At 40.1% G+C, this 15,570-nt stretch carries 8 protein-coding genes; 4 read left to right on the forward strand and 4 right to left on the reverse strand.

The genetic code is table 11. The features are described 5' to 3' along the window. Nucleotides 1–39: 39 nt before the first annotated feature. Entirely contained in the window at nt 40–1,257 is a 1,218-nt protein-coding gene (locus tag NXS00_RS13055; RefSeq protein WP_258099653.1) for an aspartyl protease family protein, read from the forward strand. Between the two features lie 25 nt (nt 1,258–1,282). Further along, the gene (locus tag NXS00_RS13060; protein WP_258099654.1) at nt 1,283–2,401 is read left to right on the forward strand and encodes an NAD(P)/FAD-dependent oxidoreductase; all 1,119 of its coding nucleotides are present in this window, start codon (nt 1,283–1,285) and stop codon (nt 2,399–2,401) included. Here NXS00_RS13060 and NXS00_RS13065 read toward each other — a convergent pair. Next, nucleotides 2,394–3,248 (reverse strand): UbiA family prenyltransferase, encoded by an 855-nt coding sequence (locus NXS00_RS13065; RefSeq protein WP_258099655.1) that lies wholly within the window; start codon nt 3,246–3,248, stop codon nt 2,394–2,396. The genes NXS00_RS13060 and NXS00_RS13065 overlap by 8 nt on opposite strands. Nucleotides 3,249–3,305: 57 nt before the next feature. Between NXS00_RS13065 and NXS00_RS13070 the strand changes: the two genes are divergently transcribed. Both NXS00_RS13070 and NXS00_RS13075 read left to right on the forward strand, forming a co-directional pair. Further along, entirely contained in the window at nt 3,306–4,403 is a 1,098-nt protein-coding gene (locus tag NXS00_RS13070) for a type III polyketide synthase (RefSeq protein WP_258099656.1), read from the forward strand. Then, a complete protein-coding gene (locus NXS00_RS13075) occupies nt 4,400–5,086 on the forward strand; it encodes a methyltransferase domain-containing protein (RefSeq protein WP_258099657.1) in 687 nt (228 codons plus the stop codon). Before NXS00_RS13070 ends, NXS00_RS13075 begins: the two co-directional genes overlap by 4 nt. Here NXS00_RS13075 and NXS00_RS13080 read toward each other — a convergent pair. From NXS00_RS13080 to NXS00_RS13090, 3 genes are all read right to left on the reverse strand, one after another. Further along, the gene (locus NXS00_RS13080) at nt 5,073–8,126 is read right to left on the reverse strand and encodes a T9SS type A sorting domain-containing protein (RefSeq protein WP_258099658.1); all 3,054 of its coding nucleotides are present in this window, start codon (nt 8,124–8,126) and stop codon (nt 5,073–5,075) included. The two genes, NXS00_RS13075 and NXS00_RS13080, sit on opposite strands and share 14 nt — an antisense overlap. Before the next feature lie 2 nt (nt 8,127–8,128). After that, nucleotides 8,129–9,997 (reverse strand): beta strand repeat-containing protein, encoded by a 1,869-nt coding sequence (locus NXS00_RS13085; RefSeq protein ID WP_258099659.1) that lies wholly within the window; start codon nt 9,995–9,997, stop codon nt 8,129–8,131. Between the two features lie 111 nt (nt 9,998–10,108). Continuing rightward, on the reverse strand, nt 10,109–15,570 hold a 5,462-nt coding region (locus NXS00_RS13090; RefSeq protein ID WP_258099660.1), incomplete at its 5' end, for a LamG-like jellyroll fold domain-containing protein.

Consider the following 15,570-nt stretch of genomic DNA (forward strand, 5'->3'; position numbering starts at 1 on the left):
ATGCTGAAAAAGCTCGGACTATATTGCCTCCTGATAAACATGGCACTTTTTGTAAGTGCCCTGGGGTTCCCCAATGATGGACATGGACAAACCAAAATAGGGTTTGTCATGCCAGAAAAAGCTAGAAAGGTAGAGGTGCCTTTCGAGATCTATAATAACCTGATAGTCATTCCTATCAGCATTAATAAAACCCTTACTTTAAAATTTATACTGGATACCGGAGCAGAATCGGCGATTCTTACAGAAAAGTTATTCGGAGACATTCTTGGCCTTAACTATGTCCGTCAAATCAATATCACTGCACCGGGTGAAATTGACTCACTGGAAGCCTTCGTAGCTACTAATATCACCATGAGCCTCCCTGGGGGAATATCTGGGAAAGGGATCAATATGCTGGTTTTAAAAGAAGATTATCTAGAGTTAAATAAAAACCTTGGGGAAGAGATTTATGGCATCATTGGTTACGATGTTTTTAGTCGATTTACCATCAATGTTGATTATGATGATCGCATACTGACCTTCTATGACCCAGGAAATTACAAACCAAGAAGGTCTCAAGTTCGAATTCCAATGGAAGTGGTTAACACCAAACCATACATCTCCATGACGGTACAACAAAAAGAAAAAGCTGATACAGTTACCTTAATGGTTGATTCGGGAGCTAGCCATGCCATGCTATTAGACGTGGATCATACAGATGACATTATGTTGCCCAATGATGTTCTTCCAACAGCATTAGGTCAAGGGTTAGGCGGTGAAATACCCGGAGTAATTGGGCGTATGGCCTCTTGCCAATTAAACGCGTTCAACTTTTCAGATCCACTTGTTTCTATCCCGGTTTCGGGAAGCTATATGAAGGCTATCAAAAGAGGCTCCAGACAAGGAACTATTGGTGGAGACATACTTTCCAGACTCAATGCTACTTTCGATTATCAGGGCAACAACCTGTACATCACTAAAGGCCAACGTTACCGGGATAAATTTGAATTCAATATGAGTGGTATGCTACTTGGGGTTGTTGGGGATGAGTTGGATAGCATCCAGGTAATGAAAGTCCTAGATGATTCTCCCGCATCAGAAGTGGATATACAAACAGGAGATTACATTCTCAAAATGAATGGGAAAAGTATCGAAAACAGCACCTTTTCTGAAATCAGCACCTTATTAAGAAGTAAAGAAAATCGTAAAATCCATGTTTTGATACTTCGTGATGATAAAAAAATCAAACTAAAATTCAGGCTTAGAAGATTGATATAACTTAGTTCTTCTAACTTAGATGATCATGTATGATGTCATCATAGTAGGCGGAGGACTCGGTGGTCTGATCAGTAGCATTTTATTGTCCAGAGGTGGACTTCACACACTATTAATTGAAAAAAATTCCTATCCTTTTCACAGAGTCTGTGGAGAGTATATCTCGAATGAAGTCATTCCATTTCTTGAAAAACATGACTTATTTCCCCATGAACTGGATCCATCATCAATCAATGAACTCAAACTCAGTTCAACAAATGGGAGTTACTTTCAAAGGCCATTAGATCTCGGAGGGTTTGGTATTAGCAGATATGTATATGACCTATGGCTAGCAGAAAAAGCCAGAGAATCCGGTGTAGAGATACTCCAAAACACCGAAGCACAAACAATTACAAAAACTGACAATTGGGAAGTTATTACCAAGAGTGGCTCAACATATTACGGTCAGATAGTCATAGGAGCACATGGGAAGCGTGCAAAGCTGGACCAAAAACTAAAAAGGCCGTTTCTCAAAGACCGGTCACCATTTGTAGGAGTGAAGTATCATGTAAAAGGCAATTTTGATCCAACGTCTATATCTCTGCATAATTTTAAAGGTGGATATTGTGGCTTTAGCAAAGTGGAGGGAAACACCTATAACCTGTGCTACCTAACTCATCGCGAACCGGTTAAAAAGCATGGAAGCATCCAAAACTTCGAGAAGAAGGTAATCATGCAAAACCCGCACTTAAATGACATCTGGAAAAGTGGAGACTTTGTATTTGATTCCCCATTCGTAATCAATGAAATCTCCTTCAAAGCCAAAGAACCCGTATTTGATGGGGTACTCATGATTGGGGACTCTGCAGGAATGATTACCCCTCTGGCCGGAAATGGTATGGCTATGGCAATTCGGTCTGCTGCCCTAATTTCAGAAATCATTTTATCCAATCATGTGAAAGGGACGATTAATATTGCACAAATTGAAAAGCACTATACCTCCGAATGGAACCGCCAATTCAAAGCACATTTAAAAAGAGGTCAAGTAATTCAAAAGGTATTTTTTAGCAATCCTTTTTCATCAAACATTGCTGTTCTGACTGGAAAACTATTCGGCAACATCACCGATATCATCATTCGTCAGACTCATGGCGAGCCATTTAGTTAAGTATTAGATATAGAAAAAAGGCATTCAGGCAAGCTGATGAAATCAGATTCAATTTCATCGTATGATCATAATCTGCCAATTGAAGACTTTTTCGAACTTTTAGATACCACATCCCAAAATAAACCAGCACAGGACTAAGAGCCGAAGTAAAAATTACTGCTGTGGTCAATGAGAAATAGACATTGAAAAACAGCACATACAACGCCACCGAAACCGTAAAGCAGATGGCAGTAAAATGGAAAGTTCCTAGCACGCCCAAAATCAAACTCAGAGTGATGTCGCCGCGCTTCCCATCTTCATCATGCTGATAGACTTGTGTCATAGGGTAAGACCCAAAAAGAAGCAACGTGCTGAGAAGAGCACCCCATTGTATTTTAGTTGTGAATAAAACCTCCTCATGACTCATGCCAACTGCCACCATCAAAAAAGTAAAGTAACCCTGAAAAACACCAGCAGTTAACCATCCGATTATTGGTCGTTTCTTCAATCGTATGGCCGGGTGGCTATAAGCTTTGCTCACCATACCATAAATAAATAACATCACAGCAAACTTCCATGAGATGGTCCAACCAAAGGCTATGGCCAGAAGGTCAAGTAACCAGGAAATAGAGAATAATTCTCGTGTAACCTTCGGAGGAGTTTTAACCCCACCAATGCTTCCTTCATCCTTGTCAAAATAGCTATTGTAACCGTTGCTAGCAGGATATAAGAAAAAATGTAATATCCCGAAGACAACCACAAACCTTGACCATTCAAAATCTGGCAAACAAGCTATGGCAAAAAGGAAGACCGGTAAAAGAAAAAACGAAAATGGAAACCTTAAATGTATTAATGTCGACTTTTTCATGCAGTTGAGTGAACCTCTTGCGAAAAGTTAGTTATTATTAACTAGCTTAATTAAAATATGTCATCATTCATTTCTTCTATCGGGACTGCTGTCCCGAAAAACAGGTTGAGTCAAAAGGATATTAGAGAATTCATGATTAGACATCTTGGATCCTCAGAAGAAATCAGAAGAAATATAGAACTGATCTATCGCGCCAGTGGAATTGGCCACAGACATTCGGTAATTTCAGATTTTGGAAGAGAAATTCAAGACTATTCATTCTTCCCACCTAGCTTAGAATTGGAACCTTTTCCTTCTGTAGCATCCAGAATGGCTCTTTATCAAAATGAGGCCATCAAATTAGCCAAGGAGGCTGCACTAAATGCAGTAAGTCACGAAACACTGAAAGAAATTACGCATCTGATAACCGTGTCTTGCACCGGTATGTATGCACCTGGTATAGACATTGAGTTGATCGAGGAGCTAGGTCTGAGAACCGACATTCAACGCACTTCCATCAATTTCATGGGCTGCTATGCGGCTTTCAATGCTCTGAAGATTGGTAACTCATTGGTTTCTTCAGAACCGAATAGCAAAGTTTTAATCGTAGCTGTAGAACTTTGTAGCATCCATTTGTTGAAAAACACATCAGAAGATTCCATTCTCTCCAATGCATTATTTGGAGACGGTGCAGCAGCTGTTCTTATTGAAAGTAATCCAACATCAAAAGCTTTAGAGCTTAAGGGTTTTTACGCTGATATAGATACCTCTGGAAAAAATGCGATGGGTTGGTACATAGATGATTTCGGCTTTGACATGAAGCTGACTAGTGAAGTACCGGAGGTCATTAAAAAAGGAATTGCCAAGCTCACTCAAAAGCTTCTCAATCAACTCGAACTATCCGCTTCAGAAATCGATCATTTTGCAATCCACCCAGGTGGCAAAAAAATATTGAAGGTCATCGAAGAGGAGTTAAACCTAACAGCTGAGCACAATAAAATAGCATATGATGTGCTCTATAACTACGGAAACATGAGTTCTCCTACTGTCCTTTTTGTAATTAAAGAATTAATGAACCAACTCACCATCGAACAAAACGGTGATCATGTTTTGAGTTTTGCCTTCGGACCGGGTTTAACAATGGAAAGTATGTTACTAAAAGTTGTTCACTCATGAATCTATTGTCCAGGTCAAACGAACTTGAAATCATGGATGATCTGGATATCTCCGGAGAGGTTGTTCCGCAAACCCTGAAAGAGCTAGATACCATAAATCAGCTATTAGGTGGCAACCAAATTAGCCTTTCATCTTATAAGCAGATTTGTCAGAGGTTTTCAATTAACTCCCTGGCTGATCTTGGTTGTGGTAGTGCAGATATTCTGATTAGAATGAACAAAATCAATCCAAAAGCTCAATATTTTGGGTTTGATGCTAATCCAAATATTGTCACTTATGCCAACGAACATATTGCTGATTTCAACAACCTAAAAGCTCACTGCGAAAATATCTTCTCAAAGGAGTTTAAATCAAAATCATTCGATGTAATCCATTGCTGTCTATTTCTTCATCATTTTACTCATCAGGAGTTGGTAGACTTATTCAAGCAATTCAAAACTCAGGCAAAAAAGGCAATCATTGTAAATGACCTACATCGTCACTTTTTAGCTTATCATAGTATCAAATGGATCACTCGATTCTTTTCCAAGTCCTATATGGTGAGAAATGATGCTGCCGTATCCGTGGCCAGAGGTTTTAAAAAGGCTGAACTTCTCACAATCTTAAAAGAAGCGGAAATCGAAAATTATAGCCTTTCCTGGAAATGGGCTTTTAGATGGCAGCTTGTCATCACTTGTGATTAATAATCACCTTATAAGAAAGCTTAGACCTATTTTGACCTGAATAATCCTTGAAGTGAAGTAGGTAGATTCCATTAACAAGGTCTGACACATCAAAATCAATGGCTTCATTCACCGATTGACTAACTTCTTTGGTCATTAAAACATGTCCCGAAAGATCCATCAATTGTACTTCTACCGATTCACTATTTAATCTATCATAAGCTAGAGACAACATTTCATCAGCAGGATTGGGATATACTTTCAACCCTTCAAATTGCTTCTTAAAGAATCCAAGTTCTTCTACTTTCACTACCGTCACTGCATCTTCGGTAATCAAGATTTCCAATACAATGCGATCGTTCTCTGATCCAGCTTCTCCAACTTCAAATTCTACATACGAGTCTTCATCCATAGGAATACCCGGATATTCAACATTGAAGCGATACAAGCCCGCAATCAAATCATCAAATTCGAAACGTCCTTCATCATCTGATTGTACGTAAGCTACCAGCTGGAACTCACCATCCTCCTGATCATTTCTACCTTTAGGTACAAATCTTCTCACAGAGCAACCGGCTCTTTTTACTTTTCTTCTGGCATTGATTCTCCCTGAGCTTGTTTCATCTGCAAACTCTGATTCAACTGTACCTAAAACTTCACCCGGACCCGCAGGTCCAACTCCTGGTTGAGATACCATGGTGATGGTTTCAGTAAAGTCTTCTCGAAGTTCAATTGGGGTAGCTTCTGACCACAAATCAGTGCTCGAATAATAAGTAGGTAGGTATAAATCCAAATCCTCCTCTACTAACGCCAAATAGTTGCCCAGTACTACATCTTCAAACAAATACCCTTCAGTAGAACCTTCTACAGAAGGCAATGAATCATATGGTTGACCTTCAATTATTTTGAACAGGTAAGCTACCCCTTCATTCACTGATGTTCCAGATTGATTTTGTGCATTAAGCCTTACTGAACTTGAAGCCCAGACAGTTTTTGGGAAACTGGTCAATGTAAGGTTTGGAACAAGCGAATTTGTCACTTCCAATGAATAGGAGCCCATATTGTAGTAATTCAAGGCAACAACTTCATAATTATCACTAGTAGCTCCGGCAATCACTGTAGAATCTTCCAACCCTTCAAAATTCCATTGATAAGAATTATTTGTACCTCCAACTGACTGTACAAACTCCACAGTACTACCAATAGCCAAAGTATCTACCATCACCGACCCAATTTGTCGTTGCGGAGAATAGGTAATAAACGAGATATCAGATACCTGTTCAAGGTCTCCAAAATCAAGATTGTTACCACTTACATCCAGTGTTGTAAGATTTGAAAGGTCATGAAAATCAGGAATTGAACTGATTCTGTTATCGGATAAGTTAATTGCCGTCATTTGACGAACATCCAATAATTCTTCAGGTATTTTACCCGTCACATTATTTTCAGTAAGGTTTAACTCTGTTACCCTAAAATCTCCTATGGAAACTCCATTCCAATTTTCCAGAGACTCAGAAAGCCAACCAGAATCATCCGTCCAGGATGTGCCATTCGTTTCAATGTAAAAGGCTACCAGTGCAAGGGAATCTCTTTCAATAGATGAAACCTTAAGTCTGACTGGTCTTGTAGTCAATGTCAAATCTGTCACTACATCAGATGAAACTGATGCGTAATAATAGCCTTCGTCTGCAAAAGAGGAAACTTCCAAAGAATGAACTGGATCGGTGGTAGCGAGTTCAGAAGTTGTGCCATTCCTAATTTTATACCACTGGTAATTATTAGCAGATCCAGATAGGGTCCTATCCGCCTCGAAAAGTGTAGTAATCTCCTGGAAAGCTAGTATGGAGTCCAGAACCTCTCCTTGAGGTAAATAGCTAAAGTTTGTGACACCTAGATGCGATTCAATATCTCCGAATTGCAAATGATTATTGGAGATGTCCAGAGAGCTCACAGATGGCAAGGCATTCATTGCCTCTATGGAAGTAAGAAAGTTGTCTGATAAATCAATGGTGTCTAAACTGTCAAGAGATATATCAAAACCAGCTATTGCTCCAATTAAGTTGTTTGAACCTAACTCTAAACTGACGGGTCTTTTATTTGTTACTGTCACCCCAAACCATTCATCAATTGCTGCTGATTTCCAGCCTGAATTATCAGTCCAGCCATCACCAGCTGTAGCCTCATATATATTAACAAGCGCTAATGAATCGGCCTCTCTCAAAGATTCATCAAAATATCTGCCCAAAGTAAAACTTCCTGAAGTAGAAATCGCTGAGCTAATTTGTCCAGACTGTAAATCTCCTGATACTGATGCGACTTCAAGTCCAGAGTATGTATTGCTTGATTCGGATATTCCAATTCTTAAATCATCAAGGGAAGTAACCAATGATTCATTACTTACAGGAAGTGTCAATGTTCCTTGTGTAAAAATACCTGTGTGGGATAATTGCCAAAACTTATCATTTGCTACTGAAAGCAATCCATATCCAGCAACCCCAGATGGATCAGCCGAATTCGGAGTGATACTTACTGCTAAATCTGATCCTGAAATAGAAGATAAACTAACAGGTAAATAGGCGGTCTCAGTACCGATTGGGTACTGCTGATCAGATTCTCCAAATATCTTAAGTGAGCCAATTAAATATGCAGATGAAGAAGCGTTTGTCACAGTAACGGCATCTCCTAGAGCAAGGACTTCATTGGTTTCGAGCTTTGAGTCATTAAAAACAATTTCCTCAGTAATTAACAATGAACTACCTAGCGAATGAGCCCCAGAACCTGATAAGGTAAGGACTGAAATAGTGTCGTTGATATCCAAAGACTGAGATTCCCCCAAAAGTTCTACTTCACCTGAACCATTATATGTCGCCGTGTTCGTGAACGACCCCAGGAGTTGAAGTTTTCCTTCATTCGTAAGACTTCCATTATTGCTCAATTCAGGAATACCAGAAACTGTGGTAGCTGAAGTCACCGAAATTTGCGCTCCATCATTCACCATTTGAGCAGATAGCCCTATTGGTAAAACGAATAACCATATGATCAGAAATCGCAAGGCTTTCATGATCAATTATCGTATTCTAATGATACTGCCATAAGTCTGGTGTATTCAGCAGCTTCGGTATCATTCGTTAAAGACCCTTCTATAGTCAGCATATAAAACCTTGAAGAATTATCGATCCCCAATCCACCTTCCAAATCAATAGTAACAGGCTCAATAGTGCCTGGGGATTTGGTCGCACCACTGCCCTCTGTAGTCCCTCCTAAAATTCCAAGTGATCCCTGATAAAGTGTTGCAGTAACCGTTTTTCCCGACTTAGATCCTTCATCTACATATATTGTTATCTTATTAAGCTTAGCCCCATTAGGAAGCTTCAACATCGCTGCAACTGTACCAATACTACCGGAGGCTTCCGCATTAGTAGTATAAAATACACCAACCTGACCTCCATTTATTAACCTAATTTGATGAATCGGTCCTCCTTCTTCTACAGGAGCAAAATCCGTTGGCGACAAGATCATTATTTCTGAACTCCCACCTTCTAAAGTGGAAACTCTAGAATTCAACGAAGAAATACTTGATGTATGGCTATTAATATCTGTTTGGTGTTCGGCTAGAGCAGCTTGAGCGTTGGATGAAATCATTCCATTTCCTGGTGTAACTTGAACTTCCGTTGCTGTTTGATTATCTGTATTGTCCAAATAAGCAGCTAAACTAACACTAGTACCATCTCCTGTTAATGACAAGGTATTACCCGACAAGCTAAGATCCTGAGCATCCGTATTATCCAAATATCCTGAAAGATCTACGCTGGTACCATCACCTGTGAGGGCTAAAGTATTCCCTGTCAAAGTGAGGTCTTGTGCGTCGGTGTTATCCAAGTAACCACTTAAGTCTACATTAGATCCGGAGCCTGATATGGTCAGGGTATTTGTAGCAAGCGACAATGTTTGATTGTCAGTACCGGTACCGTCCTGTAATGACGACAGATTAACTGTGTTACCACCAGAAATAGATAATGATGTTCCTGTAAAAGTCAAACTTTGGCTGTCAGTGCCAGTTCCGTCTGCTAGAACTGATAAATCAACGGTTGATTCTGATCCTGAAATAGTAAGATCAGTACCTGATAAAGATAGTGTCTGATCGTCTGTATTGTCCAAGTAACCACTCAGGTCAACTGAAGATTCGCTCCCAGAAATTAACAATAAATTGCGACCGAGAGACAAATCCTGAATCTCATTAGTAGCATCTGCATCTGCATCGTCAATCAAAGATGACAGGTCAGCACTATTTCCTCCTGAGATAGAAAGTGTGCTGCCTGACAAACTTAACGTCTGATTGTCTCCTCCAGTGAGGTTGATATTATCAACATCACCCTGAAGTTCAGATAGGGCGTCCTGAACGTTCGTTGAAGTAAGGTTACCAGATGCAGTCACAGGAACTTCTGTTGCTGTTTGATCATCTGTATTATCTAAATATGGCGTTAAGTCAATAGTGGTGGAGGCGCCATTATTGGTTATTGTCAAACTGTTTCCAGAAAGACTCAAGTCTTGAATTTCATTGGTTGCATCCAGATCACCTGAATTGGCGATTACTCCATTGGTGATGGTAATGCCTGTACCAGCAGTCAATTGCTGGGGACTAATCGTTGACCAATCACTTCCAGACCAATAGAAAAATACGGCTTCATCCGTATCAAACACAAGAAGCCCGGCATCAGATGCTGCTAGGTTGTCTGTAAAAGTTGTGGCAGTACGTTGTACTGTGGTAAGCTGTGGTACTAAAAAACCCTGGTCTCCTTCAGGTGAAACCAAATGAAGTACAGCATTGCTGTTAGGAGTTTCAGTACCAATTCCAACGGAGTTTTGTGCTGTTGCGGCTAGACATAGGAATAGTGTGCCAACAGCAAGTAAGAGTAGAGAACGGTGATTCATTTCGATAAGATCTTCTTATTGGCAGACCAAATGTAATGAATCACCGATTAACTATATAAATTTTTCAATATTATCTTTAAATATACCAGTATTGTGGTAGTTAGTCTACCCTTAATTCTGAACAATTATCTTTTTGGTTATCAACCTATTATGGTTCCTTTCATCTATAACAAGCAAGTAATAGATTCCAGATGCTACATTTTGTGCATTCCAAATCAAGTCTTTTCCATCATATTCGGCGTTATAAAGCTTATCACCTGCTGCATTGATTATGCTAACTGAGTGTCCTGTTAAATCGGACTTTAAGCTTATTGTTACATAATCAGAAACCGGATTTGGATAAACATTTACATCGACTAAAGATGTTCTGGTTGACAGCAGATTAATACGTTCCACCACAATCCCATCCTCAGTTACAGTAGCTTGGAGCTCTATTTTATTGTTGGTTGTACCTTCTTCTCCAATTTCGAATTCCACATAAGAATCCTTATCCATCGGGATACCAGGATATTCTATATTGAAACGATACAATCCTGCAGGAAGAAACTCTATCGTAAAACGTCCTTCATCATCAGATTCCACATAGGCGATCAACTCAAATTCGCCATCCTCTTGCTCAGTCCTTCCCTTTGGTACAAATCTTCTTACCGAGCAGCCTGCTCTTTTCACTTTTCTACGGGCATCGATACGACCATTCGCTCCAAAGTCTGATTCCACTGTTCCAGATAAAAGTCCAGATCCATCGTCAGGAGTAAGTGGTTCCGGTATGCTTGCCATCTTCATCGTATCTTTAAAATCACCTCTAAACAAAATGGTATCTGCTTCTTCCCATAAATAGGTGCTACTGTAGTAAGTAGGAAGATATTCATCAGGGTCGGCTCTTACCGCAATCAAATAATCCCCAAGGATTAAGTTATCAAAAACCAGTTTACCATTGGTGAACTTGAATCCATCAGGATTGATTTGACCATTTTCTAACTTCGGTATACTATCAAATGGTATGCCCGGCCCACGATTTCTCAATGCATATGCGGCTCCTTCTGATAACAGCTCATTGTCCTTACCAAAAACGGTTAACTCAAGAATGGTCATACCCCAAAGACGCACAGGTGCAGTAGCTAAAGTTAACCCAGGCAGCAATTCATTTTCGATCTCCATTTGATAGGTACCCATACTGTCATATTGCAAAGAAGAGATCGTAAGTGTAGGCGAAGTTGCACCTTCTAATGTCGTGAAATCTTCTGCATAAGTTTTATAATAGTCTACTTTCCAACTATAAGAATTGGCAGAACCAGCTATATCATATTCAAACGTGTAGGATGATCCCCGGATAATTGCAACACTATCCGCTTCTCCTAAAAGTGCCTGCGGGCTGTATTGCTCAGATTCAGAAAACAGAGAAACTAAAGGTTCTAGATCAGCAAAGTCAAGACTATTATCAGACACATCAAAAAGTGTCAAGCTTTCCAGAGAATTCACATCTGGAACTGATGTCAATAAATTGCCGCTGAGTATTAATTCACTCAAAGCATCCAAACCTAAAATTTCATTAGTGAAATCACCAGTCATTCCTTTATCAGTGAAATCTACTCCGGTAATCCTACTATTCTCAACACTAATTTCTTCTCTTTGAGCGAGGGTCAGATTGTTCCAATCTTCCGCTGTATTTTCCCAGTCAGCGCCTCCCATAGTGACATACACATTGGATATGATAATGGAATCTTGTTCCAATAACGTGTATTGAGCTTTTACATTTGGAATGCTCACTCCTGGATTCAGATTTCCAAGGTCATCCTCAGACGTCAGATAAACATCGTAAACCGACCCTCTGATAAATGACGCTGACAACAACTCCGTTGATTCTGTATTAGCAGTAGCATATGTATAACTTCCTGAAGTCATCTGGCCGGCTAGAGGCTCTCCGCCAATCGCGGCAGCTTTTACCTGATCCGCAGTTGGTTTAGCTCTTTGATCCTCTAAAACCACCACATAGACACTTCCTGCATCGTCCATACTGTATTGAAGACTCATTTCATCACCCACGATTGATGCAGACTTGCTGATAAAGATCGGTGCATCCGTTGGCTCTATGATCGTAAACTCAACATCTATCGTATCTGCAATGCCATAAGCAGCAACTGACGCTTTGAGGTAAGCCTCGCTGCTCACAGGCTGATTAACTGTCCACGTAAATGACTCGTCTGTAAATACAGAGAATGAAGCCTGTATTAACGTATATGGATAAGTCAATCCGCCATCCACACTGAGAGCGAAACTGAGTTCATCCGTTGGCAATAAGCCTTCCGATTCGAATGAAATGGTGTATGACTCTCCTTGTATAAACTGCTCACCTCCAGTAGGAGACGAGATAGACAGATTCCTAACAATATTTTCAATGGTAAATACAGCGTCGGAAGTATCTCGAACGTTTTTGGTCACATTCTCAACGACAATCAATGCGGTTGTAGAAACACTATCACCAACTTCCCAGGTGAATGAATTTGACGGATAGGTAGTTTCTAGAATTCCTTGAGAAAGGTACCCGAATGTTTCGCCACTATCCATACTCAAGCTAATGGCTACTTGATCTGTTTCCTCGGCGCCAACCATGTCCCAACTAATCGTGAAATCAGAAAGCGTAGATAAAATTTCCGCTCCGTTTGGTGAAAGCACGGTTACTGATGGTTCAACTAGTTCGTTGATTGTAAAATAAGCATCACTAACATCCGAAATAGCCTTGGTCACATTTTCTACCTTGATCAGTGCTGCTGTGGTAACACTATCAGGAACGGTCCAACTGAAAGAACCATTAAGCTCACTCTGAGTACCTTCAACTATCGCAGCAAATTCACCACCTTCAGCAGTAGATAAACCAATTATTATTTCATCAGTATCATCAAAATTTGCTTGTGTCCATTCTATGGTCACTTGATCACCAACAGTATAAGTCTCACCACCGTTCGGAGTATTAACAACAATTGTCGAGGTAACTTCTGCTATCGTGAAATAGGCATCGCTGATATCTGAAATCTCCTGGGTTGTATTCTCTATCTTGATTAGTGCAGTTGTAGTGATGCTGTCTGGAACGATCCAAGTGTAAGATCCTGCCAATTCACTATGCGTACCTTCAACTATCGTAGCGAATTCACCTTCTTCAGTAGTCGATAAGCTCAATGTAATCGCATCTGTTGCTGTAAAATTGGTACTTGTCCAACTAATGCTTACTTCATCACCAACTGTGTAGGTTTCTCCTCCATTTGGTGCAGTTAGAGTTACTGTTGGTACCGTTTGACTGATTGTAAAGTAACTGTTGCTAACATCTGAAACTGATTGAGTTGTATTCTCCACTTGAATCAAAGCAGTTGTCGTAACACTTTCAGGAACAGTCCAAGTATATGAACCTGCAAGCTCACTATGAGTACCTTCAACTAACGTAGCAAATTCGCCTCCTTCAGTAGTAGACAAACCAATGACTAAATTGTCGGTTTCATCAAAATTAGCAGCAGACCAGGTAATGGTTACTTGCTGTCCTACGGTATAATCCTGCTCACCATTTGGTGTAGTCACTATAACCGAAGGAATCAATTCAGTCATAGAAAAATAAGAATCACTCAGATCTTCAACTCCTTTAGTGGTATTGCTGATTTTAATGAGTGCTGTAGTGGTAGTGCTGTCAGGAATTACCCAAGTGTAAGAACTACCAAGTTCACCAGATGTGCCTTCATGAATAGTCACAAAATCTCCACCTTCTTCCGTTGACAATCCGATAGTAAGATTATCTATAGAACTAAAGTTGGTAGAGGTCCATGTAATGTTGATTTGCTGGTTTTCGGTAAATGATTGACCTCCATTCGGGTAAGTCAATGAGACGGTTGGAGTATTATCCGTCAATGCGCCTGATATTACCCAATTCGCTTGAGTATTCGACCCAGAAGAACCAGACCAACTTCCTTGAATGTTGTGTCTGGCCACATCAGCTAAAAAATTACCAGACTGATGATCAAACTTATAATAGGCCAACAGATCTGCGGAATTCTCAGGTACTGTTGTAAGCATGTATTCATTAAGCTCAGCCAGTGAACGTGCATCCGACCATATACGGACTTCATCCATTGATCCCACAAAAGGAAATGAACTTCCGGCTGGTTGTTGTCCAATGGTCATTGGTTGAGTGCTATTCAATTCGCGACTTCCAAGTCCACTGGCTTTTGCAGCTTCTATTCCGTTGAGGTAAATAACAGCGGAATCTCCAGCTCTAACTAATGCCATGTGATTCCAAACATCAGTACTCACTGAGGCAGAAGTGGTGAGATCTGGCGTGTTGCTTCCTATAAATGCCGCGATAGTTCCTGAAGTGGTCAGGTAAATTCCCTGTGATCCTGAAGTAGTATTGTTATAGTCTGAAAGTAAAACCCTACTAGAGCTTAGATCTGAAACATTGAACCATGTTTCAATGGTATAAGCACCTGTACCAAAATTAAAGGCCTCAACACTATCCAGGGTGATTTTATCATCTGTACCATCAAAATTCAACGCTCTACCCGGAGCAAAATAGTTGGTACCATACCTAGACTCTGAAGGAGCTGTAAAATTGGCATTAACTGCTACAACTCTCCACCAATATCCCACATTGCTGTTAATACTAGGAGTGTATTGGGTGGAATTGGCCGCCAGACTATTGGTGTAGGTACTCCAAGTGGTGTTATTGGATGAATACTGAACTCTGTAGTTTGTTTCAGAGGTGTCATTATCTGTCCAATATAGTGTAGCGGTGTTATTACTATTTTCGATTATGTAAAAATCCGATGGCGCGATTGCAGGAACCGCCACGGAAAACGTGGCATCACTCACATCAGAGATACCAAGAGTCGTGTTTGTGATACGGATTAATCCTTGAGATGTCACCAATGTAGGAACTATCCAAGAGTATGAATTTTCAGATACCGAAGCATAAGTGCCATCAAAAATGGAACTGTATGTTGCTCCATTATCATCAGAAAACTCAATGGTTACGGCATCGGTACCTGTCCAATCAGCACCTAAATTCCAACCAATTGTTGTTTCAGCACCAGCAGCTAAAATTTCTCCTCCATTAGGTGTAAATAAAGCTACAGAAGGGCAAGTGCTACAAATACTGAAAGAAAGAGTCGTATCTCTAACGTTTCTAGTGCTATTAATTACCAAAACTTTTATTGACGAATTGTCAATCAGTGGAGTCGTCCAGTTGTAGGTAGATTGATCTCCATTATTTGTTAATCCACTATAATATGGATTTGCAATTGTTGTAAATGACGTTCCACCATTGGTACTATACCGGATGTTGAAATAATCATTAGTTCCCAAATCACCATTGATCCAGGTAATTGGCAAAACAGATCCTTGAAGCACATATTGGCCATCTGTTGGAGATGTAATATCCACTTCCGGCTCGAAATATATTCGAAAGGTTTCGCTTGTGTCTGCTTTGCTACGAGTTGTATTCCTAACTATGATGTCCACATTCTGATCAATCAATGAACCAAAATCTGGTGCCGTCCAGGTATAGGTTGAAGAATCTCCATCATGGACCAAAT

Origin of the sequence: Marinoscillum pacificum, from assembly GCF_024714495.1 — a bacterium.
In the GTDB taxonomy this organism is placed as follows: domain Bacteria; phylum Bacteroidota; class Bacteroidia; order Cytophagales; family Cyclobacteriaceae; genus Marinoscillum; species Marinoscillum pacificum.

Coding starts and splice junctions, on each gene's coding strand:
- NXS00_RS13055 (WP_258099653.1), top strand. CDS start 40: ATGGCACTTTTTGTAAGTGCCCTGGGGTTCCCCAATGATGGACATGGA.
- NXS00_RS13060 (WP_258099654.1), top strand. CDS start 1,283: ATGTATGATGTCATCATAGTAGGCGGAGGACTCGGTGGTCTGATCAGT.
- NXS00_RS13065 (WP_258099655.1), bottom strand. CDS start 3,248: ATGAAAAAGTCGACATTAATACATTTAAGGTTTCCATTTTCGTTTTTT.
- NXS00_RS13070 (WP_258099656.1), top strand. CDS start 3,306: ATGTCATCATTCATTTCTTCTATCGGGACTGCTGTCCCGAAAAACAGG.
- NXS00_RS13075 (WP_258099657.1), top strand. CDS start 4,400: ATGAATCTATTGTCCAGGTCAAACGAACTTGAAATCATGGATGATCTG.
- NXS00_RS13080 (WP_258099658.1), bottom strand. CDS start 8,126: ATGAAAGCCTTGCGATTTCTGATCATATGGTTATTCGTTTTACCAATA.
- NXS00_RS13085 (WP_258099659.1), bottom strand. CDS start 9,997: ATGAATCACCGTTCTCTACTCTTACTTGCTGTTGGCACACTATTCCTA.